We start from the raw sequence: 23,109 nt of genomic DNA, 5'->3' as shown, positions 1-23,109 counted from the left end.
CGACTCCACCGCCTGGGCATCCAGAGCCCGCCTTGCGTGCACAATGCATCGGAGGCATTTCACGTTCTCGGGGTAAGGACGGTGGTCGTGACCAGTTCGACGGGCAAGTTGCGCATCCCGCTCTCGGTGGGGGACATCGCCAAGCGGGTGTTCCTAGGTAAGCCCATGATCACGGAGGAATTATCGTCCGAGAAACTGTCGAATCCGGTTGCGCTAGGAGCGCTTTCGCCAGACGCGATCTCGTCTACCGCCTATGGCACCGAGCAGATCCTGATCGAACTCTTGCCAGCTGCCGGGGTGGCCGCGTTCGCGTTGTTGCTCCCCATCACCGGTGCCATCCTGCTGATTCTGGTGCTCGTGGCCGCGTCGTATCGCCAAGTCGTCATGACCTACACCCGCGCCGGCGGGTCCTACATCGTGGCGCGGGAGAATTTCGGACCCAAGGTGGCGCAGGTTGCCGCCGCGGCGTTGTTGATCGACTACGTGGTCACCGTCGCCGTGCAGTCGGCGGCCGGGACAGTTGCGGTGGTCTCGGCGATCCCGGCACTGGGCCCGCACAGCCTGCAGATCACGGTCGGCGTAGTGCTGGTGATCTGTTATCTGAACTTGCGCGGGCTGAAAGAAGCGGGATGGCAGTTCGCGTTTGCGACCTACTTTTTCGTCGTCATGGTCGGCCTGACGATCATTGTCGGTGTGCTGCGAGCGCTATTCGGGGATCTACCGGTTTACGACCCCGCACACTTGCCCGGAACGGTGCCGGTTCATCAGGGCAACGGCCTGGTGATGGGCGCGACGGTCCTGGTGTTATTGCGCGCGTTCGCAAACGGGGGCTCGTCACTGACCGGTGTCGAGGCGATCTCTAACACGGTCGACCTCTTCCGGAAACCGCAGGGCCGCAACGCACGCCGAGTGTTGACCACGATGGCCGCCATTCTCGGCTTCTTGCTGGCCGGTGTGGCTTATCTCGCGCACGTCACCCATGCCACCCCGTATCTGGATGAATATCCATCGGTTTTGTCGCAGATCGGGCGGGCAGTCTTCGGGCACGGCGTGATTGGGAACGTCCTGTTCACCCTGGTTCAGGCGGCTACCGCCGCGATCCTGTTCACCGGTGCGAATACCAGTTTCAATGGATTTCCGGCGTTGGCCAGTTTCGTTGCCGAAGACCGCTTTTTGCCCCGGCAGCTGATGAAACGTGGGCACCGGCTGGTATTCTCCAACGGCATCATCGCGCTCGCCGCGCTCTCGGTGCTGTTACTGGTGGTGACCGGGGGCTCGGTCAACGCGTTGGTCCCGTTCTACGCGATCGGCGTGTTCACCGGGTTCTCGATGGCCGGCTACGGAATGACCAAACATCATCTGACGCAGCGGGAACCGGGTTGGCGACGCCGGCTGGCGATCAACCTGTCCGCCGGGATCTTGTCGACCATCGTGGTCGGCATCTTCGCGGTGGCGAAGTTCACCGAGGGCGCGTGGTTGGTGGTCGTCGTCTTCCCGATATTGGTGTTCGTGCTGATGCGACTCAACCGCGAATATCGCGCCGAGGCAGCCATTCTCGAGATGTTCCGAACCGATCGCCCGGAGTTGGTGAAGTACGCCCGGCACAAGGTCTTCGTGTTTGTCAACTCGGTTGACCTCGCGGTCATCGAGGCGCTGCGCTACGGCAGGGGATTACGGGCCGACGAGCTGGTCGCGGTGCACTTCATGGTCGACGAAGCCCACGCCCAGTTGATCCGAAAGCGTTGGGATCACTTCGAACTCGACACCCCGCTGCGAGTGGTGGACTGCCCGGACCGGCGGATCACCCGGGCCGCGCAGGTGTTGGTCGCAAAGGCCCGCGGTGAGCAGCGGAACGCCAACGTCACGGTGTTGCTGCCACGCCGCACGTATGCACCACTGCTGGGTCGGTTGCTACACGACCGCACCGCGGACAAGGTCTCCCGCGCGGTCAGCCTGATACCGGACGCCGCGGCGACGATCGTGCCCTACGACGTGCAGACCCGGATCCAGCAGGCGTATCCGGACAACTTCGAGCAACGGATCGCCCGCGAGCTCGACAAGGTGGAAGCCTGGATTAACGAGGACGACGAGCACAACGTCGAAGCCTATGAGCACCCCGACCGCGGGCCAGAGTCGATCACGGTGTCGGGTCTGATACCCGGCCAGCGCGCCACGTTTGAAGGACGGGTGAATCAAATTGAGGACATCAAAGAAGGCAGGCGAACTCGCCGCCATGTCGTCGTCGGCGACAACAGCGGCGAGATCTGTGTCACGTTCCGCTCCGGGCACGGTGGGGCCGACATCGCGCCCGGTCAGGTTCTGCGGATCACGGGCAAGCCTAAGCAATCCGGCAACCGGCCTATGTCGTTGATTGACCCGACTTATCACGTCATCGAGGATCCTGCGACAGACGCCGAGTCCGAGGATTCCGAACAAACCAGCGAGACGTAGCGTCGCGCCCGCTCGGCGGATCAACCCGCGCGGGCCGCACACTAAAACCCGCTAAGTTGGCCATCTTTACTTGTGGACTGGTTCTGATCCGGATTGATTGATAAACAATATGGGTAGGTGTGGCCAGGCTAGATGCGGCGGGTCGCCGCGCCGAAGCCGGGCGCTGTGCCGACAGCACGGATGTTCGTCGAGCGGACGCGCTGCCAGGCTTGGCCACCCCGTGCAGCGAATGGTGATGCGAAGGATGGTAAGTGGCCGTTAGGGTTTCGTCACCGCGCGTCGTCGAGACGGTCGTTCGCCGCGGCGCGCACGCGTCCACACGCGGCCGAAACGTCGTGAACAGGAGCTGAGCATGGCCAACAACATCACTTGGCACGAACACCAGATAAGCCGCGGCGAGCGCGAGGTCCTCAACGGCCACAAGGGTTGTGTCATCTGGTTCACCGGCTTGAGCGGCAGCGGCAAGAGCACGGTGGCCAACGTCGTCGAGCAGAAGCTCTACGAGCGCGGCGTACGCAGCTTTCTGCTGGACGGCGACAACGTCCGCTACGGGCTCAATGCCGGCCCTGAACTGCTCGAAGAGCGCCACGGGCCCGAGTTCGCGAAGCGGTTCGGCCTGGGATTTTCCGCCCAGGATCGCGAGGAGAACATTCGCCGAATCGGCGCGGTCGCGAAGCTTTTCTGCGAATCGGGGGTCATCGCTTTGACGGCCTTCATCAGCCCTTACGTTCGCGATCGTGACGCTATTCGGGCCACCTTGCACGAGGGTGATTTCCAGGAGATCTTCATCGACACCCCGATCGAGATTTGCGAGCAGCGTGATCCGAAAGGGCTCTACAAGAAGGCCCGGGCCGGCGAGATCAAGGGTTTCACCGGAATCGACGACCCCTACGAGGCGCCGGCGCGGCCGGAACTGCGGCTCGACGGGGGCACCAAGGACGCGGACACGCTGGCCGAGGAGGTGATCGCCCATCTCGAGCAGGTGGGCGTCATTTCGGCCGCGGTGCGCCGAGACGCTTAGCGGACATCCCGGCAGTGGCGGCGTCGGGAGCCGCCAGCCGCTGATCACCGAAACGAGGTCATTTTCATGAGCTACCAGGGTCATAGCGGGAAGCCGATCGTGGAACGGGTGTCCACGCAGAATGCGGCGAGTCAGATCGAGGGGCTGCCGCGCATCCCGATCTCGAAAGCCACCGCGCACGAGGTGATCAGCCTGTCATACGGGTTTTTCACCCCCCTGTCGGGGTTCATGGGCCGGCGCGAGGTGGATGGCACGCTGGACGACTTTCAACTGCCCGACGGCACGCTGTGGAGCATCCCGATCGTTTTCGATCTTTCCGCGCAGGACGTCGAAAAATTCGGGGTGAAAGAGGGCAAGCGCGTCGTTCTCGAATATCTCGATGCCCCGATGGCGATCTTCGAGGTCTCCGAGATCTACGAATACGACTTGCAGCGCATGGCCGAGAAGACCTATGGGACGAGCGATCCGCGGCACCCGGGCGTCAAGAAGACGTTGGCCTACGCGAATCGATTCATCGGCGGCGACATCACGCTCATCAACGAGCCGGTGTTCAACGAGCCTTTCAAAAGCTTTTGGCTGACGCCCAGGCAGCACAAGGATGCGCTGGCGAAAAAGAACTGGAAGCGTGCCGTCGCCCATCAAACCCGCAACGTTCCGCACACCGGCCACGAGGCCTTGATGAAGCAAGCCTGGCTGGCGGCCAACGAGGACCAGCCCGTCGACAACCTGAACACGGGTGTGCTGGTCAATGCCATCATCGGCCAGAAACGTGTCGGCGACTATATCGACGAGGCAATCCTGTTGGCACAGAATGAATTACGCACCAGCGGGTATTTTCGCGAGGACGTCCACCTGGTGTCGTTCACGCTGTGGGACATGCGCTACGCCGGGCCCCGGGAGGCCATCTTCCACGCGATCCTGCGGACGAACCTCGGCTGCACGCATCACATGTTCGGCCGGGACCACGCCGGCGTCGGGGATTTCTACCACCCGTACGATTCCCAGAACATCCTCAAGGAGCACCGCAGCGAGCTGGGGATCAAGCCGGTGTTCCTGCGCGAGAACTGGTACTGCCCGGTGTGCCAGGAGGTCACCAACTCGGCCCTGTGCGGCCACGACGAACAGTCACAAAGCTTCAGCGGCAGCCTGATTCGCAGCATCTTGACCGACGAGGTCAAGCCCACCCAAAAGGTGATGCGGCACGAGGTGTTCGAAGTGGTGATGGACAGCGCCGCCAAGTACGGGCAGGGCTCGCCGTTCGTCACCGAGGAGTATCTGAAAGACAGGCTGCCGGTCTTTACGCTGAATCAATTGGAGAACTCATGAGCACTGGCGAGAAGAAGATCAAGATCAACGTCTGGATCAACGAGGAACGGCTGGAAGCGCTGGCCAATGCCGGAATGGCCGACCGGGCAATTGAGGCGTTCGCCGGGATGAAGCTGCTCGAGATCTACACCACCGATGAGCAGAAAGACGTTCTACTGCAGCGTTTTCCCGGGGCGAAGTACGACTCGGCCACCACTCGCTCGATCGAACTGCTTCCGAAGCAGGCCAAGGACAGGCTGCTCGAGCTGTCTATCAAGATGCGCTCCACCGGCCCGGACGTGGTGGGTCACTTTCTCGAGGAGTCCCAGACGGCCAATAGCCAATAGGGGCTGTCGCCGCCCGCGTTATCCGCTGTCCAGCACCCGCAAACTCAGCGAAAACAACAGCCGCACCTCGGGATCGGCCAGCGACGCCGACAATAACTTCTCGACCCGGCGCACCCGGTAGCGAACCGTGTTCGGGTGCACTCGTAACGATTGCGCGGCCGCGGCGATGTCCCCGAAGGCATCCAGATAGGTCCGCAGCGTCTCGGCCAGCGCCGGATCGTCATCGCGCAGCGCCACAATCCGAGGATCGATCAATCGCTCGTCGCTACCGACCAGGGTCACGATTTCGTCGAGTAGGACGGTGGTACGCGCTTCGGCCAACGACGTCACCTGTCCGAACGAAATCGGGTGCCGCCCAGCGCTGTCCAACACGCGGTCAACCTCGATGCGCGCCGCGGCGGCACGGGCAAGGCCGGCGACCGGCGCGGCGATGGCCGCCCTCAGCTGCACCCCGAGTTCGGCGCGCATGGCGCCGATGGTGCCGCGCACCCATGAGGTGACCACCCGGTTGTGCGTCTGCGGGAGAAGTACATACGTTCGCGCACCGGATGAGGCGACCTGAGCGTCGTGACGAAAAGCGCTGGCGCTCAACGCGATGACGTCAACCAGGCGAGCATTACGGGGTGAACTGTCCGTCGCGTCCCAGCCGATCAGGGCCGTGTCGCCGTTGGCGGCAAGACCGAGTTCGCGGGCGATCGCGGCCACGTCAACGTGCGCAAGGGTTTCCGCGTCGGCGAGGCCGAGGAGTTGCTGCACCCGCCGCGCGTGGGTCGAGGGCCGGGCCGCCAGCCGCGACATGATGCGGGCGGCCAGCACGGCGGCGCCGCGCAACATTTCCTCGGCGTCGTCGGCCAGCGGTTGCGAGCCCTGCTGGACCCAGATCGTTCCGCCAAACATCGGCGGACGCCGCGCATCGGGTGCGGGCTGGTGGATCCCAACGGCCAACCGGGGACGCAGCCCCAACTCGGGCCGCTCGGCGACGCGGACCACCTCACCGCCCGACCGCAACGCATCGAAGATGCCCCATTGGCCGATCCACTCGAGGTGCTCGGGCGGGCCGGCCCTGCCCAGGATGGACAGGCGGCGCAACTCGTCCGCCTCGTCGTTGGACGCCGAATACGCCAGGACGTGCGATTGGGGGTTTTCGATGCTGACCATGCCGTGAATGCGGTCGGCGAGCGACTGCGCCAGCCCGAACAGGTCGGTGCCCGAATCGTCCGTCGGATCATCGCGGTCACCGTGATGCTCCAGGACGTGGTTGACCAGGTGATAGAGCCGCTCCCAGCGGGCCCGCGGGTCGACCGCCACTATGGCCGAGCCGGCCGCAATCGCCTTGGCCACCAAGGCATTCGACGGCTCTTTGACGAAGATGGCCCCCGGAACGCGTTCGCGCGCCTGCCTGTCCATCCAGCGCAGCGCGTCGTCGTCGGCGATCCCCAACAGAAAAAAGCCATCGGCGGCACCCGCCGCGGCCGCTAGCCCGAGTCGCACGTCGTCGGAGTCGACCAACGCCACCGACTCCACCGCCAGGTCCAGGCCCCGGGGCGCGTCAACCAGGCTCACCAGGGTCGCATCCAGCGCGAGTAGCAGCTGTCCCAGCCCCACGCCGGCCATGTTGTTCGATTTTACTACGGGCAGCGCGCTGTATTGTTCGATCGGCTAATACGCTGCGGCTTGTGTGCGAGGACCCTGGCAGCATGGACGCGATAACTCAGGTCCCCATGCCGGCCAATGAGCCGGTCCACGACTACGCACCGCACTCCCCGGAGCGGACCCGCCTCATCGCCGAACTGGCGCTGCTGGCCGACAATCCGATCGACCTTCCGCATGTCATTGGCGGCACCCACCGGCTGGGCGACGGTGAGCGCGTCGACATCGTCCAGCCACACCGGCACGCCGCGAAGCTGGGCATCCTGACCAACGCCGGACACGCCGACGCGACGGCGGCGATCGAAGCAGCCATGGCGGCGAAAAGCGGCTGGGCGGCAATGCCGTTCGACGAACGCGCGGCGGTGTTCCTGCGCGCCGCCGACCTGCTGGCCGGGCCATGGCGGGAGAAGATCGCCGCCGCGACGATGCTCGGCCAATCCAAGTCCGTCTACCAGGCCGAGATCGACTCGCCCTGCGAGCAGATCGACTTCTGGCGATTCAACGTCGCGTTCGCGCGACAGATCCTGGCGCAGCAGCCGATCAGCGGGCCGGGGGAGTGGAATCGCAGCGAATACCGGCCGCTGGACGGCTTCGTGTATGCGATAACGCCGTTCAACTTCACCTCGATCGCGGGCAATCTGCCGACCGCCCCCGCACTGATGGGCAACACCGTGCTGTGGAAGCCGTCGATCACCCAGACGTTGTCGGCCTACCTGACCATGCAATTGCTCGAGGCCGCGGGACTCCCGCCCGGGGTGATCAACCTGGTGACCGGCGACGGCCTCGCCGTTTCCGATGTGGCGCTGGCCGATCCGCGGCTGGCGGGCATCCACTTCACCGGGTCGACGGCCACCTTCCAGCAGCTGTGGCAGCGGGTGGGCGCCAATGTCGGCCGCTACCACAGCTATCCGCGGCTGGTCGGGGAGACCGGCGGCAAGGACTTCGTCGTCGCCCACGCCTCGGCACGCCCGGAGGTGTTGTGCACGGCGCTGATTCGCGGCGCGTTCGACTACCAGGGGCAGAAATGCTCGGCCGCGTCGCGGGCCTTCATACCGCAGTCGGTGTGGCGCCGCATGGGTGACGACTTCCTGGGCAAGACCGCGGCGCTGCGCTACGGCGACGTCACCGATCTGACCAACTTCGGGGGAGCGCTGATCGACCGTCGTGCCTTCATCAAGAACGTCGACGCCATCGAGCGGGCCAAGGGCGCTGCACACGTCACCATCGCCGTCGGTGGCGAATACGACGATAGCGAAGGCTATTTCGTGCGGCCTACAGTATTGCTGTCCGACGATCCGACCGACGAGTCGTTCGCGACGGAATACTTCGGCCCGCTGCTGTCGGTGCACGTGTACCCTGACGACGATTACGAGCGAATCCTCGGCGTCGTCGACACCGGGTCCCGGTACGCGCTGACCGGCGCGATCATCGCCGACGACCGCAACGCCGTGCTCACCGCCCAGCACCGGCTGCGGTTCGCGGCCGGCAACTTCTACATCAACGACAAGCCGACCGGCGCGGTCGTCGGGCGCCAGCCGTTCGGGGGGTCGCGTGGCTCGGGCACCAACGACAAGGCCGGATCGATGCTGAACATGTTGCGCTGGACGTCGGCTCGCACCATCAAGGAGACCTTCATCCCCGCAACCGAGCACTCCTATCCGCATATGGGCACCGGCTGATGGCCGGACTGTTCGCCACCACGCTGCGCCCGGCGATCATGGCCGCGAGCCACCGCGAAGGCCTGCGCCGCACCGCCGAGCGGCTGTCGATCACCCGTAAAGTGGTGCACCGGTTCGTTCCTGGGGAGACGGTCGATTCGGTGCTGAATTGCGTTGCCTCTCTGCGCGGTTCGGGACGCTTCGCCAGCATCGACTATCTGGGCGAGGACGTCGCCAGCGCCGACAACGCCGATGCGGCCGTGCGGGTCTACCTGGATCTGATCGACGCGTTGGGTGGACTCGGTGGCGCGGGCGGCGTAGTCCGTCCTTGGGAAGTCTCGATCAAGCTGTCGGCGCTGGGACAATCGCTGGGACGCGACGGGCACAAGATCGCGCGGGAGAATGCCTGGTCGATCTGCTCCGCCGCTCAGCGGGCGGGCGTGTGGGTCACCGTCGACGCCGAGAACCACACCACGACCGATTCGACGCTGCGCATCGTGCGCGACCTGCGGACCGAATTCCCGTGGCTGGGTCTGGTTTTGCAGGCGTACCTGCGGCGCACCCTGGATGACTGCCAGGAATTCGCCGCCTCCGGCGCCCGGATCAGGCTGTGCAAGGGCGCCTACGACGAACCCGACTCGCTGGCCTACCGCGAACCGGCCGAGGTCACCGGCTCCTACCTGGCTTGCCTTCGGGTGCTGATGACCGGCTCCGGCTACCCGATGGTGGCCACCCACGATCCGGAGATCATCAGCGCGGTGCCCGAGATGACGCGCGAATCCGCCCGCCGCAGCGACGAATTCGAATACCAGATGCTCTATGGCATTCGCGACGACGAGCAGCGACGCCTCGCCGCGGCGGGTGACCAACTGCGGGTGTACGTGCCGTTCGGCACGCAGTGGTACGGCTACTTCATGCGACGGCTGGCCGAGCGGCCGGCCAATCTGGCGTTTTTCCTGCGGGCGCTGGCGCAGCGCGGCCACTGAGCGTGCATCCTGGGCTTTGAGTGTGCACACAGGGCGGGCGACACGGCGATAATTCCCGCCAAGGATGCACGCTGGACGCGAGCGCTAACCGCGACGCGGCCGCGGACGATCACTGGCGAAGCCGCGCACCACATGGGCGCGAACGAATTCCGCCGCCACGTCCGGATCATCCATGTCCAGCGTCGAAGACGGCGTGCTGAACAGTGAGAACAGGATGCGCGCAAACCATTCGCCGGCGGCCTCGATGTCGAGGTCCTTGCGCACCTCGCCCGTGAGCCTGGCGGCCGACAGGTAAGGCGCGAAGAACTCGACGCATTCACGCAGCAGCACTGCGGCGTCCTTGGTCAGCAGCAGGCTGATCGCGTCCTCGTCGAAGTACTTCTCGGACGCGATGACCCGCCGCGCCTGAGTGACGAAGACCGCTGCCGAACACAGCTTGTCTTCCAGGGTGCCGCCGCGGTCCATCGCCTTGGTCATCTCGCGGTAGAACCGTTCGGATGCGTGTTCGGCGCACGCCTCGACGATCGAGGCCTTGTCGGAGAAGTATTCGTAGATGGTGCTGCGGGACACGCCCGCCCGCTTGGCGATGTCGACGATGGTCGCCTTCTGTAGTCCCTGCTTGCCGAAGCACGCGAACGCGGACTCCACGATGAGCTCGCGGGTGTCGGTCACCTGAGAAACTTGGGCCGTCACGGGATCAACGCTCCCCGAGGGACCAGCCCGGCATCGGCCGAGGCGAAGGCGGCGTTGACGTCGGCCAGATGGAACGGCGTGGGCATCAGCCGCTCGAACGGAAAACTGGTGTGTTCCAGGAACGATAGACCGGTGGCCAGGGTGACCGGGTCGTAGAGCATCACGCCGCGCACGGACTTGTTGCCGTACACCAATGCGCTCGGGTCGAGCTCGAAGGTGCGTCCCATTCCGACGTTGCCGACCTCGAGCAACGTGCCGCCGTTGTTGAGAAACCCGATCCCCTCCGGGATGACGCCCGGGACGCCCACTACCTCGAGCACCCAGTCCGCGCCGATGCCGTCGGTGTGTTGGCGCACCCGCTCGGTGACCTCGGCGACCGAGACGCCGCTGGCGTCGATGCAGTGGGTGGCGCCGAAGTCGGCGGCGACGTCGAGTCGTTCGCGGATCTTGTCGATGACGACGACGGCGGCGGCGCCCGCCGTCCGCGCCACGGCAGCGGCGTTGATGCCCAGCCCGCCGGCGCCCTGAATGACGACCGTGTCCCCGAGCCGCACGTCGCGCAGCGCGAAAAGCACCTGGGCGAGCGCGCAATTCAGGGGCGCGACGGCCTCGTCGGGCAGGTCTGCGGGAACCTTGTACAACGGCTGACGGCGGCTGGTGTAGTAGTACTCGCCGTAGGCGGCGACGAAGTGCGGCGCCTGCTCGTGGGTGCGATATTCGCCGGCCATCAGGTTCTGGCAGGCGTATGACCGCCCCCGCGCACACGCGTGACAACTGCCGCAGAACCAAAAGTACGGCGCCACCACACGATCGCCGACGGCCAGCGGCTGACCGGTCGCATCGGTGGTCAGGCCCTCGCCGAGTTCGGCTATCTCGCCGACCATTTCGTGGCCCATCGCGAATGGGCACGGCAGTGGCAGCTCGCCGCGAAAGATGTGCAGGTCGGACCCGCAGATGCCGGCCATCCGCAGCCGCAGCGCCGCGGTGCCCGGTGCCGGTGTGCTCAAGGGGAATTCGGCAAGCTCGATGGGCCCGCCATGGGCGGTCAAAAGCGCGAGCCTCGGCATGATCGGTCCCCTCAGCCTGCCGGTGCGAGGATCAGCCCGCTGGTGGGCACGCCGGTGCCGGACGTGACCAGCACGTGTTCGACGTTGTCGACCTGGTTGAAAGAGGTGCCGCGCACCTGGCGCACCCCCTCGGTGATGCCGTTCATGCCGTGAATGTAGGCCTCGCCGAGCAGGCCGCCGTTGGTGTTGATGGGGAATTCTCCGCCTAGCGACAGCCGCTCGAGGGTGGCGAAGTCCTTGGCCTCGCCGCGCCCGCAGAATCCGAGTTCCTCGAGTTGGGCGAACACGAACGGTGTGAAATGGTCGTAGATGAACGCGGTTTGGATGTCTTGGGGCTTGCACCCCGAGTCGCGCCACAGCTGACGGGCCACCACCCCCATCTCGGGCAGCCCGGTGATCTCGTCGCGGTAGTAGCTCGTCATCATCTCGCCGTTGTGGGCCGCGCCCTGGGCGGCGGCGGCGATGACGGCCGGCGGTTGGCGCAGGTCACGGGCGCGCTCGGCGCTGGTGACGACAAGCGCGACGCCGCCGTCGCTCTCCTGGCAGCAATCCAAGAGGCGGAGTACGGGTTCGACGATCCAGCGCGAATTCTGGTGGTCTTCCAGGGTGATCGGGCGCTGGTAGAACCACGCATCGGGGTTGGTCGCCGCGTGTTTGCGGTCGACGACCGCGATCCTGCCGAAGTCCTCGTTGGTGACGCCGTACGTCGACATGTAACGCTGGGCGTGCACGGCGACCCATGCCGCGGGGGTCAGCAGCCCGAACGGCGCGTAATGCGCCATGAACAAGGGTGTTTCGGCCATGCTGCGGCCGCTGCCACCGAACCGGAAACCCGACCGCTCGTTGAATGCGCGCCAGCAGACCACGACGTCTGCGACACCGGTGGCGATGGCCATCGCCGCGTGGACGACGGTGCCGGCGGCCGCGCCGCCGCCGTGGTGCACGCGGGAGAAGAAGCTGAGGTCGCCGATGCCCACGTTGCGGGCGATGTCGATCTCATCGCTGGCATCCATGGTGAACGTGACCATGCCGTCGACGTCACTGGGGGCCAGGCCGGCGTCGTCGAGTGCGGCGCTCACCGCTTCGCATGCCAATTGCAGCTCGCTGCGCCCGGATTCCTTGGAGAACTCCGTCTGGCCGATCCCGACGATGGCCGCGGCGCCGGGCAGCGTCCGGCTCATGCGCCCGACCCGTCGAGCAGGCTGAGCACCGCGGCGCCGGACACGTGGTCGCCCAGGCTGTTGGAACCCTTGAACGTCACCTCGACGAAGTTCTCGCCATCGGAGCCTTCGGTCTTGCCGGTGACGCTGCCGGTGAACCGCAGCGGATCGTCGGGAAAGCACGGCACCCCAAGGCGAATCGAAAGGTTCTTCACCATCGCCTCTGGGCCGGCCCAGTCGGTGAGGAAGCGCACGCAGTACCCGTTGGTGGTCAGGATGTTCATGAACAGGTTGGGTGAGCCTTGCTGCTTGGCGTACTCGCGGTCGTGGTGCACCGGCATGAAGTCACGGGTGGCGATCGCGCCGGCGACGATCATCGTTGTGGTGATCGGGATTTCGAGCGGGGCGACCTCGTCGCCGATCGAAATGTCCTGCCATTGCAAGGTTCGGGTGGAGGCGGTCGTCATGCGGGTCCTTCCGAATAGGTTGCGCCGAGGTGTGCCAGCTGGGCCGAAGCCGGACCCAGGGTCAGCTCGTTGTGCTTGGCCCACAGGAAATAGCGGTGCAGGGGGTAGGTGACGTCGATGCCGATGCCGCCGTGCACCTGCTGTGCAGTGGCGGCCACGCGCGCGCCGGCCTCGGCGGCCCAGAACTTCGCGATGCGCGCCGCCCGGTCGGCAGGTCGCCCGTGCGCGATCAGCCAGGCCGCCTGCCAGGTGGTCCACCGAATGGCCTCGACATCGATGAAGGCGTCGGCCATGCGCTGCTGCACCGCCTGGAAGCTGCCGATCGGGCGGCCGAATTGCTCACGGCCCGCGGTGTATTCGGCCGCGATGCGCAGCGCACGTTCGGCAACGCCGAGCTGGATCGCGCACAGCGCCACCAGGGCACGGGTATGGAGCGACTCGACCAGCCCGGCGCCGTGGATCGCGTCGGCATCGGAAACCATTGCACCGTCCAGTAATACGTCTGCGTGTGGTTCGCGGCTGGTCGTGCGAACCGGACGAACCTCGACACCGGCGGCGTCCGTCGCGAGCAGGAACAGGACCACGCCGTCATCAGTAGCGGCGGGAACGAGCATCGTGTCGGCGAGCTGCGCGGCCGGCACCAACTCCTTGGCGCCGTCGAGTCGCCAATCCAGGCCGTCACGACGGGCGGTGGTGACCGGGAGTACCGGGTCCGAGCGGCCGGGTTCGGTCAATCCCGCCGTCAGGATCCGGGATCCGGCGATCACGCCGGGCAGGAATCGCTGTTGTTGTTCGTGGTTGCCGTGCCGCGCGATCGGGTCGGCGCCCAATACCAGTGTGGCGTAGGCGGGTACCGGCGCGACGCCGTATCCGACCTCGGCCAGCAGGGCACCGAGCTCGACGAAGCCGCCGCCGTTGCCGCCGACCGATTCCGGCAGGGCGGTGCCCAACAGGTCGGCGGCCGCGAGCTCTTTCCACAGCGCCTCGTCGTAGCGGACGTCGCCGGCTTCCACCTCCGTCAGCCGGCCGGGGGTGGCGCGACGCTCGAGCAGATCGCGCGCGAGCTTGGCGATCGTCTCCTGCTCTTCGGTGAACGAGAAATCCATGACGCGCCTAGCCGGCCGGCCGAAACTGGTGCAGCACCAGGTCTTGCGAGCCAGAACCGTCGAAAGCCTGGTAGTAGACCTCGACAGGCAGTCCGGGCGTCACGTCGGCCGGGTCGATGCCGGTCAGGTTGGACACCAGCCGCACCCCCTCCTCGAGTTCCACCAGCACGACGACGTAGGGGTACTCGAAGAACGGGAACTTCGGCTCGTGCGGCAGCACGTAGCTGTAGACCGTGCCGCGGCCCGACGACTCGATCGCCTCCCAGTCCAGCGACCGGCAGTGCGGGCACATCGGCCGGGGCGGATGGCGCAGCTGCCCGCAGCCACCGCAGCGCTGGATCAGGAGTTTGTTCTCCCGCAACCCATTCCAGAAAAATTCGGTGTCCGGGGTGATCGCCGGAGCCAGACGGGCCGCCATCAGCTCGCCGGCCTGAATCGCAGCACCCGGAATCGCTGCCGCCCCAGCACTTCGCCGTGCTGATCGGTGTAGGTTGTCAGCCAGGTCAGGAAGAAGCCGGTGCCCAACGCTGTCTTCTTCTCCTCGGAAACCGACTCGTAGACGGTCGTCGCGCTGATCACGTCGCCCAGTCCCGGGTATCGCTCGATCTCGAACTCCGAATTCGTCGCCACCGTGCTGGTATAGCCGGCCTCATCGAGGAATGCCGTTGGATTGCTGTGGATCTCGACGGGCGCGCCGCCGCGCTCGCCGATTCCCTCCAGCTTCGGCGACGGCATGGTCCAGGTCTGCAGCATCACCGGCGGCGACACGATGCCGCCGAACCGGGACGACGCGGCGAACTCCGGATCGATGTAGACGGGGTTCATGTCGGCCATCGCGTACGCCCAGTGCCGGATCATTGGCTGGTTCACCGGGTCCGGCGCCAGCGACGGCTTGCCGGTGCCACCGGTCGGCTGGCCGACGAGGGCCCGCACTTTGGCGCTGACGGTTTCTGAGTCGGTCACTTAGTCCTGTCCTCCTTGCTATTTCGCGGCCCGAAGGTCGCGCGGTGCCCGGGGCATGCCCAATCCGGCCATGGCGATGATGTCACGTTGAATCTCGTTGGCGCCGCCCCCGAAGGTATTGATGACGGCCTGGCGGTAGGCGGATTCCAGCGCGCCGCGCAGCGGAGCCTGGGCGCCGCGCCGCACCCCGTTGCCGTCCAGCACCTCGAGCAGCTCCCGGGCAACCTGCTGCGTGAGCTCGGTGCCGAACACCTTGGCCGCCGATGCCTCGCCCATGCTGAGCGCCCCTTTCGTCATCGCCGCGTTCACCCGCAGATTCACGAGCTTGTATGCGGCGACCTGGGCTTCGACCCTGGCCAGCGCCTGCTGCACCCAGGGCTGGTCGATGACGCGGCCGCCGTCCAGTTCGGTGGTGACAGCCCAGTCCAGCGTTTTCTCGAACAGCGGCTCGAGCGCGCCGAGGTTGCCCAGGGCGGCGCGTTCGAAGTTCAACTGCGTGGTGATCAGTTGCCAGCCTTCATTTTCCGCACCGACCAGCGCGCTGATCGGCACCCGGACGTCGTCGTAGAAGGTGTAGAAGGTCGAGATGCCGGGCATGGTGTGCAGCGGCTGCCATGAGAATCCGGGCGAGGAGGTGGGCACGATGAGGATGGAAATGCCCTTGTGTTTCTTGGCATCCGGATCGGTACGCACGGCCAGCCAAATAAAGTCGGCATAGGCGGCGCCGCTGGTGAACATTTTCTGGCCGTTGATCACATACTCGTCACCGACGCGGACCGCCGTCGTGCGCACCGAGGCCAGGTCGCTGCCCGCGCCGGGCTCGGAGTAGCCGATGGCGAACTCCACGGTGCCGTTAAGAATCGCCGGCAAAAAGCGCTGCTTCTGCTCCTCGGTGCCGTAGTGCATCAGCGTCGGCCCGACGGTATTGAGTGTCACCAGCGGGATGGGGGCGCTGACCCGGCGCGCCTCCTCGGAGAAAATGAACTGCTCGATAGCAGAGAACCCTTGTCCGCCATATTCTTTGGGCCAGCCGACGCCCAGCAGGTTGGCCGCGGCCAGGGCGCGGACGCATTCACGCACCGCGGGTCCGCCCTCCATCCGCTCGCTGACCGCGGCGACGCGTTCGGGCGTCATCACGGTTTCCAGCGTCGCGCGGATCTCGGCGCGCAGCTTCTCCTGCTCTGGCGTGTATTCGAGGTCCATCGGCTCAGGACCCCATCCGCACCGGCATGCGCTTGACTCCGGGCACCATGGTGGCGCGCATCCTGTCCACGTCACCGACGAGGTCCAGGCTGGGGAAGCGGCGCAGCAGCTCGTCGAAGAACACGGTCGCCTCCAGGCGTGCCAATTGCGCACCCACGCAGGAATGTTCGCCGCATCCGAAGGCGATGTGCGGGTTCGGATGGCGGGTCACGTTGAACTCCTCGGAGTCGGGGCCGAACACGTCCTCATCGCGATTGGCCGAGCCATAGAGCATCACCACGGCCTGGCCGGCTGCGATCCGCTGACCGCGGATCTCGACGTCGACGGTCGCGGTGCGGGCCATGTGCACCACGGGGCTGTTCCACCGCAACATCTCCTCGACGGCCAGCGGGATGCGCGCGGGATCGTCGACGAGCAGGCGGCATTGGTCGGGATGCGCGATCAAAGCCAGTGTCCCGAGCGAGATCAGGTTGCGGGTTGTCTCGTTGCCCGCCACCAGCAGCAGGAAGGCGAAATTGAGCAGGTCTTCATCGGTCAGTTGGTGTTCGTCGATCTCGGCTTTGGCCAGCACCGACAGCAGGTCGTCCCTGGGTTGGCTGCGCCTGGCCGCGATCAACTTCTGGAAGTACTCGTAGAGTTGCCCGGCCGCCACCAGCGAGTCGAGCTCGATCTCCGGATCAGCCGTTCCGGTGGCCGCGTCCGACCACGCCCGGAACTGCTCCCAGTCGTCGGGCGGGGCTCCGATCAATTCGGCGATCATCCGGGTGGGCAGGGGAGCGGCGATGTGTTCGGCGAACTCGTGCACGGACCCGGGTTCGATGCCGTCGAGAATGCCGCGCACGATCTCGCGGATCTTCGGTTCGAGCACGGCCACCCGCCGCTTGGTGAATCCGGAATTGATCAGCTTGCGCATCTGCCGGTGCCGTGGCGGATCGGTGAAGATCAGGCTGCCCTGCTGCACCGGATTGGGCATCTGCGGATCGGGGATCGTGATGCCCTGGGTCGAGGTGAACAGCGCCGGGTTGCTCGACACGAAGCGGATGTCCTCGTATTTCAGCAGGGCCCAGAAGTTGGTGACGTCATTCCAGCACACCGGCGTCGTCGCGCGCAGTTCCCGGTAGGCGGGATACGGGTCGCCCGCATAGAAGTCGGGCGAGTGCAGCGGATAGCTCGGGGAGCGCAGCGGCGGATGAGTCTGCACGGCAAGCCCCTCTCGCAGGACACCCGATCCGACAGATTGGTGCAATCTGTCTGCCGACTGTGTCTACTCCGCGCTGCCGCGTGCTGTCAATACGAGGCCAAAATCTGCGAATAGCTCGGATTTCACCGGATTGATGATTGACGGGGGACACGCGGGGGTGTACACCAAGTGAGCAGATGACCGGAGGAACACATGGCCGATTCGCCCGCTCTCGCCCAGACCTATCAGCTCTACATCGACGGCAAATGGGTCGAGCCGCAGGACGGCCGCTACGACGACGTGTCCCCGTCCACCGAGGCCGTCATCGCGACCGCGCCCGACGCGAGCCTCGCGCAGGTTGGCGACGCGATCTCGGCCGCGCGGCGCGCCTTCGACAGCGGACCGTGGGGCACGATGTCCGCCGAGCAGCGCGCCTCGTGCCTGAACCAGCTGGGCGAGGCGCTGACCAAGCACGCCGACGACTTCTTCGCGCTGTCCCAGGCGGAGTGGGGCTGCATCGCCAATGAACGCATGATGCAGATCGACGGTGCCGGGTTCATGTCCATGCATGCCGCCCAGCTCGCCACCCAGCTGGCCGACCAAGAGGTCAGCGGCATCAGCGCCGGCATGACGTTGCTCCGCCATGCGCCCCTGGGCGTCGTATCGGTGCTGACGCCGTGGAACTTTCCGCACTGCCTGAACGTGATGAAGCTGAATCATGCTCTGGCCGCGGGCAATACGGTCGTGCTCAAGCCCTCTCCGCTGACCCCGTTGGCGGGCCTGGCGCTGGCGCGTCTCATCGACGAGCACACCGACATTCCGCCCGGGGTGGTCAATGTGGTCACGCCCTCGGGTGTCGAGGCGGCCAAGCTGCTGACCACCGATCCACGCATCGACATGGTGAGCTTCACCGGCAGCTCGGTCGTCGGACGCCAGGTCATGTCCGCCGCCGGGGACACGATGAAGCGAATCCTGTTGGAACTGGGCGGCAAGTCGGCCAGCATCGTCCTCGACGACGCGCACGTCACCGACGAGATGCTGCAGCGGATGCTGTTCGAATCCTGTTCGCTGCACGCGGGACAGGCCTGCATCCTGCACAGCCGGCTGCTGTTGCCTGATTCGCTGCATGACGACATCGTCGATCGCCTTGCCGCATTGGCCCGCGAGATCAAGGTGGGCGACCCCACCGATCCCGACGTGCAGATGGGTCCGCTGATCAGTGCGGCGCAACGCGACCGGGTCGAGGCGCACATCGCCGGGGCGCGCAGCGATGGGGCGAAGCTGGTGACCGGCGGCGGTCGGCCGGCGGGCTTGGACGTTGGCTACTACGTCGAACCGACGATCCTGTCCGGCGTCGAGCCGAATTCGACTATCGCGCAAGAGGAAGTGTTCGGGCCGGTGTTGACCGTGCTGCGCTACCGAGACGACGACGACGCCGTGGCCATCGCGAACAATTCGCAATACGGGCTCTCCGGTGCGGTGTGGGGCGAAGATGTGGACCGCGCCGTCGGCGTGGCGCGCCGCATCCGGACCGGCCAGATCGCGGTCAACGGCATCAGCCCCGGTGGGGCGCCGTTCGGTGGCTTCAAGCTCAGCGGGCTGGGCCGCGAGGGCGGCGGCATCGGCGGGTTGCATCAGTACATGGAACAGATGGCGATCGGAGTGCCCGCGTGACGGCACCCCTCGCGGGGCTGCACGTCGTCGAAATCGCAAGCGAGATCTCAGGTCCCTACGCTGCAAAGCTCCTTGTCGACCTGGGTGCCGAGGTCATCAAGATCGAGCCGCCCACCGGAGATCCGCTGCGGCGCTGGGGTCCGTTCGCCTCGGGCGTCGTCGACCCTGATCGGTCCGGCTTGTTCGAATATCTTAACGCGGGCAAACACGTTGCCACGCTTGACCTCTCGGAGACACACGATGTCGCGGCCGCGAGCGAACTCATCGCCGGGGCGCAGCTGCTGATCGACGACCTCAAACCCGGAACGCTGGAGGGAAGGGGGCTCGGAGTCGATGCCCTGCAGCGGATCAATCCAAACCTGGTGCTACTGCGCATCTCTGCGTTCGGTCAGTCCGGCCCGCTGCGTGACCGGCCGACCACGCCGCTGACCCTGCAGGCGGCATCGGGCTGGGTCAGCTCCAGGGATCCGGATCGCCCGCCGGTTCAGGTCGGCGCCCGAATCGCCGAGTATGTCGCCGGCGCCTACGGCGCGCTCGGTGCGCTGACCGCACTACGGATGCGGCCCACCGGCCGCGTCGCCGAAGTGGATGTCTCACAACTGGAATCGCTGCTGTCGACGTTGCCCTATCCGATGTTGATGGCGCAGCGGATGCGCCGGCTCGGCCTGCCCGCCAACCTGCGATCGGCGCCCATGCTGGGAGTCGTCCGGGCCGCCGACGGCTGGGTGGGCATCAACTGCCTGACGGGCCAGCACTGGCTCGACGTCTGCGCGATGCTCGGCCTGCCCGAGTTCGGCGAGCATCAGCTCGCGATCATGATGGGTGGTGCCGAGCGCGACGACTTCTTCGCCAAGGCCGAGCCGGTGCTGGCCGGTCAGACCGTCGCCGAGATCGTGGAACTCGCTCAGGCGCTGCGGATTCCGGCCGCCCCGGTCAACGACGGCGCCACCGTGCTCGATTGCCCGCAATACGCCGCGCGGGCCTTCTTCGCCGAAAACGAGTCGTTTCGGCGTCCCGGACCGCCGTTCAGGCTATCGAAAACCCCTGTGCCGCGGCCGCGTCCGGCGCCGCGCTTTCGAACGTCGCCACCCGCGAAGTGGGCCGGGGACGGCCGGTCGGTTCACCAGTCGGCGGGGCTGATGCCCTTTTCCGGGCTGCGGGTGCTGGACCTGACCACGTTCTGGGCCGGGGCGTACCTGACCTGTTACCTCGGGGCGTTCGGCGCCGACATCGTCAAGGTCGAGTCGATCCAGCGACCCGACGGGCATCGCTATTCGGGGGCCTTCGCCTACGAGGGCGACGACTGGTATGAGCGCAGCCCCATCTGGCAGGGCACCAACCTGAACAAGCGCGACCTCACGCTTGATCTGACGTCTGAGCGAGGCCTCGGCATCGCGCGCCGGCTGGCCGCCCGGGCCGACGTTGTGGTGGAGAACTTCTCGCCGCGGGTGGTCGAGCAGTTCGGCCTGGACTACGACTCGCTGGTAGCGCTCAAACCCGACGTGATCGTGGTGCGAATGCCCGGATACGGTCTGCACGGCCCGTGGCGCGACTATGTCGGCTGGGCGCTGAATTTCGAGCAGACGTCGGGCATGTCGGCCGCCACCGGCTATCCCGATGGTCCGCCCTGCAATCCGCAGGGCCCCGCCGATCCGATCGTGGGCGTGCACGCCGGGGTCGCGCTGCTGGCCGCGCTCGAGCACCGCAACCGCACCGGCGCCGGACAACTCATCGAGATAGCCCAGATCGAGGTCGCCGCCGCGGTGACGGCCGAACCGGTGATCGAGTACTCGATGAACGGTGTGGTCCGCCCGCGCGAGGGCAACCGACGGCGCGGCTATCTGCAAGGCGTCTACCCGACCGCCGAGCAGGACCAATGGGTGGCGTTGTCCGTGCCCGATCAGCCGATCGACCACGACCTGTTCGACGAGCTCGTCGCCGCCTGGACCCGCACGCAGAGCGCCGCGACGATCGTCGAAACCCTGCAGGCACAGGGGATTGCCGCCGAGCGGGTGATCAGCGGAGACCAGATGTATGACATCGACCAGCTCGACGCGCGGGGATATTACGAAGAACTCGAACACCCGATCACCGGAGCGCACCGCTATCCCGGCTGGCCGTTTCGCATCACCCCCGGACCGCGGCGGCACCACCGCACCGCCCCGCCGACTCTCGGCCAGCACAACGACGAGGTCCTGGGCGAGCTGGGCCTGCCCGAGGCGGAGGTGGCTGACCTGCGGCACCGGCGGATCATCGGTGAGCGGGTGCTCAACGCATAGCCGCCGGTGGCCCCAGCGCCGGCAACTAAGCCCGCTTTCGTGAACCGCACCTGACGTGCCAAGCTGCTCGACATGGTCATCGAGATCGCCCGCCCCAAGCTCGAAGGAAACGTCGCCGTAGGCGAGGACCGCCAGATCGGCTTCGCGGAGTTCGGCGACCCGCAGGGCCGGGCGTTTTTCTGGCTGCACGGCACCCCCGGCGCCCGCCGCCAGATTCCCACCGAGGCGCGCCTGTACGCCGAACAGCACAAGATCCGGCTGATAGGCCTGGACCGCCCCGGGATCGGCTCGTCGACGCCGCATCGGTACGAGAACATCCGGGCGTTCGGCGACGACTTGCGGACCATCGCGGACATTCTGGGCATCGACAACATGGCGGTCATCGGCCTGTCCGGCGGCGGCCCCTACGCGCTGGCGTCCGCCGCGGTGCTGCCCGATCGGGTCGTAGCCGTCGGTGTGCTCGGTGGCGTCGCGCCCTTCCTCGGCGACGAGGGGATCACCAGCGGCCTGATGAACCTGGGCAAGCGGCTGGCGCCCCTGCTGAAACTGGGCGGCGACCCGCTGCGGATCGGTGCGAGCCTGGTGGTCCGGGCGATCCGCCCCGTCGCGAATCCCGCGCTCTATCTCTATGCCGCGATATCGCCCGAGGGCGACCGGCGCCTGCTGACCCGGCCCGAGTTCGGGGCCATGTTCCTCGACGACCTGCTCAACGGCAGCCGCAAGCAACTGGCGGCCCCGTTCAACGACATCATCCTGTTCACCCAGGACTGGGGATTCCGGCTCGACGAGGTCAAGGTCCCGGTGCGTTGGTGGCACGGCGACAGCGACCACATCGTGCCGTTCGCCCACGGCGAGCACGTCGTGTCCAAGCTGGCGGACTGCGAGCTGATCGTGCTCCCGGGCGAAAGCCACCTCGGCGGGCTGGGCCGCGGCGAGGAGATCCTGTCCACCCTGACGAAGATCTGGGACGAGCGAGGCTGACCGTCTCCGGGTAGCCTGCTCACGTGCTGCTGGCGTCCCTGAATCCCGCGGCGCTCACCGCCACCGATATCGCCGATGCGGTGCGCATCGACGGCGCCGTGTTCAGCCGCAGCGACCTCGTCGGCGCCGCCACCTCGGTGGCCGAACGCGCGGGCGGCGCGGGCCGAGTTGCCATCCTCGCCGCCCCGACCGCCGCGACCGTGCTCGCCGTCACCGGGTGCCTCATCGCCGGGGTGCCGTTCGTCCCGGTGCCCGAGGACGTCGGCGCGGTCGAACGCCGGCACATGCTCACCGACTCCGGGGTGCGGGCTTGGCTTGGGGCAGCGCCCCCGAAAGACTCGGAGCCCGAGGGCCTGCCGCACATCCCGGTGCGGCTGCACGCCCGATCCTGGCACCGTTATGCCGAGCCGTCGGCGGACGCCACCGCGATGATCATCTACACCTCGGGCACCACCGGGCTGCCCAAAGGCGTGGTGCTGAGCCGACGGGCGATCGCGGCCGACCTCGATGCGCTGGCGGAAGCCTGGCAATGGACGGCCGATGACGTCTTGGTCCACGGCCTGCCGCTCTTTCACGTGCACGGCCTGGTGCTGGGCCTGCTCGGCTCGCTGCGGATCGGAAACCGCTTCATCCACACCGGCAAGCCGACACCGGCGGGCTACGCGCAGGCCGCAACCGAGCACGGGGGCACGCTGTTTTTCGGGGTTCCCACGGTGTGGTCGCGGGTGGGTGCTGACGAGCCGGCCGCCCGCGCACTACGCCGCGCGCGGCTGCTGGTCTCGGGAAGCGCGCCGCTGCCGGTTCCGGTGTTCGACCGGTTGGCCGGGCTCACCGGGCATCAGCCCATCGAACGCTACGGCGCGTCGGAATCGCTGATCACGGTGTCCACGCGGGCCGACGGGGAGCGACGCCCGGGGT

Annotated in this window: 20 protein-coding genes; 10 read left to right on the top strand and 10 right to left on the bottom strand. The window is 66.6% G+C overall.

The genetic code is table 11. The annotated features are described in order from the left end of the window. Positions 1 to 87 precede the first annotated feature (87 nt). The 4 genes from A5753_RS03640 to A5753_RS03625 all read left to right on the top strand — a co-directional run bounded on the left by A5753_RS03640 (position 88) and on the right by A5753_RS03625 (position 5,124). A complete protein-coding gene (locus A5753_RS03640) occupies positions 88 to 2,451 on the top strand; it encodes an amino acid permease (RefSeq protein ID WP_067123700.1) in 2,364 nt (787 codons plus the stop codon). A gap of 352 nt (positions 2,452 to 2,803) precedes the next feature. Beyond that, positions 2,804 to 3,472, top strand: coding sequence for an adenylyl-sulfate kinase (cysC, locus tag A5753_RS03635; protein ID WP_067123535.1), 669 nt, complete (start codon positions 2,804 to 2,806; stop codon positions 3,470 to 3,472). A gap of 66 nt (positions 3,473 to 3,538) precedes the next feature. Then, positions 3,539 to 4,798 (top strand): sulfate adenylyltransferase, encoded by a 1,260-nt coding sequence (sat, locus tag A5753_RS03630; protein WP_067123533.1) that lies wholly within the window; start codon positions 3,539 to 3,541, stop codon positions 4,796 to 4,798. Then, positions 4,795 to 5,124 (top strand): hypothetical protein, encoded by a 330-nt coding sequence (locus A5753_RS03625; protein ID WP_067123531.1) that lies wholly within the window; start codon positions 4,795 to 4,797, stop codon positions 5,122 to 5,124. Before sat ends, A5753_RS03625 begins: the two co-directional genes overlap by 4 nt. An 18-nt stretch (positions 5,125 to 5,142) precedes the next feature. Here A5753_RS03625 and A5753_RS03620 read toward each other — a convergent pair whose 3' ends face one another. Then, complete coding sequence (locus A5753_RS03620; RefSeq protein ID WP_067123529.1) at positions 5,143 to 6,738, bottom strand: CdaR family transcriptional regulator; 1,596 nt, start codon at positions 6,736 to 6,738, stop codon at positions 5,143 to 5,145. A gap of 83 nt (positions 6,739 to 6,821) precedes the next feature. Here A5753_RS03620 and pruA point away from each other — a divergent pair, with 83 nt between their 5' ends. Then, positions 6,822 to 8,453 carry an L-glutamate gamma-semialdehyde dehydrogenase gene (gene pruA, locus A5753_RS03615; protein ID WP_067123698.1) on the top strand — a complete coding sequence of 544 codons (1,632 nt, stop codon included), beginning with the start codon at positions 6,822 to 6,824 and terminating at the stop codon, positions 8,451 to 8,453. Continuing rightward, complete coding sequence (locus tag A5753_RS03610; RefSeq protein ID WP_067123527.1) at positions 8,453 to 9,418, top strand: proline dehydrogenase family protein; 966 nt, start codon at positions 8,453 to 8,455, stop codon at positions 9,416 to 9,418. Before pruA ends, A5753_RS03610 begins: the two co-directional genes overlap by 1 nt. 84 nt (positions 9,419 to 9,502) lie before the next feature. Here A5753_RS03610 and A5753_RS03605 read toward each other — a convergent pair whose 3' ends face one another. Genes A5753_RS03605 through A5753_RS03565 form a run of 9 tightly spaced genes read right to left on the bottom strand, consistent with a single transcriptional unit; the run spans position 9,503 to position 17,278 of the window. Beyond that, positions 9,503 to 10,111 carry a TetR/AcrR family transcriptional regulator gene (locus tag A5753_RS03605; RefSeq protein WP_067123525.1) on the bottom strand — a complete coding sequence of 203 codons (609 nt, stop codon included), beginning with the start codon at positions 10,109 to 10,111 and terminating at the stop codon, positions 9,503 to 9,505. After that, a complete protein-coding gene (locus tag A5753_RS03600; protein WP_067123523.1) occupies positions 10,108 to 11,178 on the bottom strand; it encodes a zinc-binding dehydrogenase in 1,071 nt (356 codons plus the stop codon). Before A5753_RS03600 ends, A5753_RS03605 begins: the two co-directional genes overlap by 4 nt. An 11-nt stretch (positions 11,179 to 11,189) precedes the next feature. Continuing rightward, complete coding sequence (locus A5753_RS03595; RefSeq protein ID WP_067123521.1) at positions 11,190 to 12,359, bottom strand: lipid-transfer protein; 1,170 nt, start codon at positions 12,357 to 12,359, stop codon at positions 11,190 to 11,192. After that, positions 12,356 to 12,805 carry a MaoC family dehydratase gene (locus A5753_RS03590; protein ID WP_067123519.1) on the bottom strand — a complete coding sequence of 150 codons (450 nt, stop codon included), beginning with the start codon at positions 12,803 to 12,805 and terminating at the stop codon, positions 12,356 to 12,358. Before A5753_RS03590 ends, A5753_RS03595 begins: the two co-directional genes overlap by 4 nt. Beyond that, the gene (locus A5753_RS03585) at positions 12,802 to 13,911 is read right to left on the bottom strand and encodes an acyl-CoA dehydrogenase family protein (RefSeq protein ID WP_067123517.1); all 1,110 of its coding nucleotides are present in this window, start codon (positions 13,909 to 13,911) and stop codon (positions 12,802 to 12,804) included. The genes A5753_RS03590 and A5753_RS03585 overlap by 4 nt, the downstream gene beginning before the upstream one ends. A gap of 7 nt (positions 13,912 to 13,918) precedes the next feature. Continuing rightward, positions 13,919 to 14,329, bottom strand: coding sequence for a Zn-ribbon domain-containing OB-fold protein (locus A5753_RS03580; RefSeq protein WP_067123515.1), 411 nt, complete (start codon positions 14,327 to 14,329; stop codon positions 13,919 to 13,921). Then, a complete protein-coding gene (locus A5753_RS03575) occupies positions 14,329 to 14,874 on the bottom strand; it encodes a MaoC family dehydratase N-terminal domain-containing protein (protein WP_067123513.1) in 546 nt (181 codons plus the stop codon). Before A5753_RS03575 ends, A5753_RS03580 begins: the two co-directional genes overlap by 1 nt. Before the next feature lie 18 nt (positions 14,875 to 14,892). Further along, positions 14,893 to 16,077, bottom strand: a complete 1,185-nt coding sequence (locus tag A5753_RS03570) for an acyl-CoA dehydrogenase family protein (protein WP_067123511.1) — start codon at positions 16,075 to 16,077, stop codon at positions 14,893 to 14,895. A 4-nt stretch (positions 16,078 to 16,081) separates the two neighbouring features. After that, a complete protein-coding gene (locus tag A5753_RS03565) occupies positions 16,082 to 17,278 on the bottom strand; it encodes a cytochrome P450 (protein ID WP_067123510.1) in 1,197 nt (398 codons plus the stop codon). A 192-nt stretch (positions 17,279 to 17,470) separates the two neighbouring features. On the opposite strand from A5753_RS03565, the gene A5753_RS03560 reads away from it, so the two are divergent. The 4 genes from A5753_RS03560 to A5753_RS03545 form a co-directional block, all read left to right on the top strand. Beyond that, positions 17,471 to 18,931, top strand: coding sequence for an aldehyde dehydrogenase family protein (locus A5753_RS03560; RefSeq protein ID WP_067123508.1), 1,461 nt, complete (start codon positions 17,471 to 17,473; stop codon positions 18,929 to 18,931). Next, complete coding sequence (locus tag A5753_RS03555; protein WP_067123506.1) at positions 18,928 to 21,210, top strand: CaiB/BaiF CoA-transferase family protein; 2,283 nt, start codon at positions 18,928 to 18,930, stop codon at positions 21,208 to 21,210. Before A5753_RS03560 ends, A5753_RS03555 begins: the two co-directional genes overlap by 4 nt. Before the next feature lie 72 nt (positions 21,211 to 21,282). After that, a complete protein-coding gene (locus tag A5753_RS03550) occupies positions 21,283 to 22,191 on the top strand; it encodes an alpha/beta fold hydrolase (protein WP_067123504.1) in 909 nt (302 codons plus the stop codon). 23 nt (positions 22,192 to 22,214) lie between these two features. Further along, a partial coding sequence (locus A5753_RS03545) for an AMP-binding protein (RefSeq protein ID WP_156655926.1) occupies positions 22,215 to 23,109 on the top strand: 895 nt, incomplete at its 3' end.

The organism is Mycobacterium sp. 852002-51971_SCH5477799-a, assembly GCF_001667145.1.
Classification (GTDB): domain Bacteria; phylum Actinomycetota; class Actinomycetes; order Mycobacteriales; family Mycobacteriaceae; genus Mycobacterium.
The sequence above is the reverse complement of the archived record's forward strand: the minus strand, read 5'-3'. Positions and strand labels throughout refer to the sequence as shown.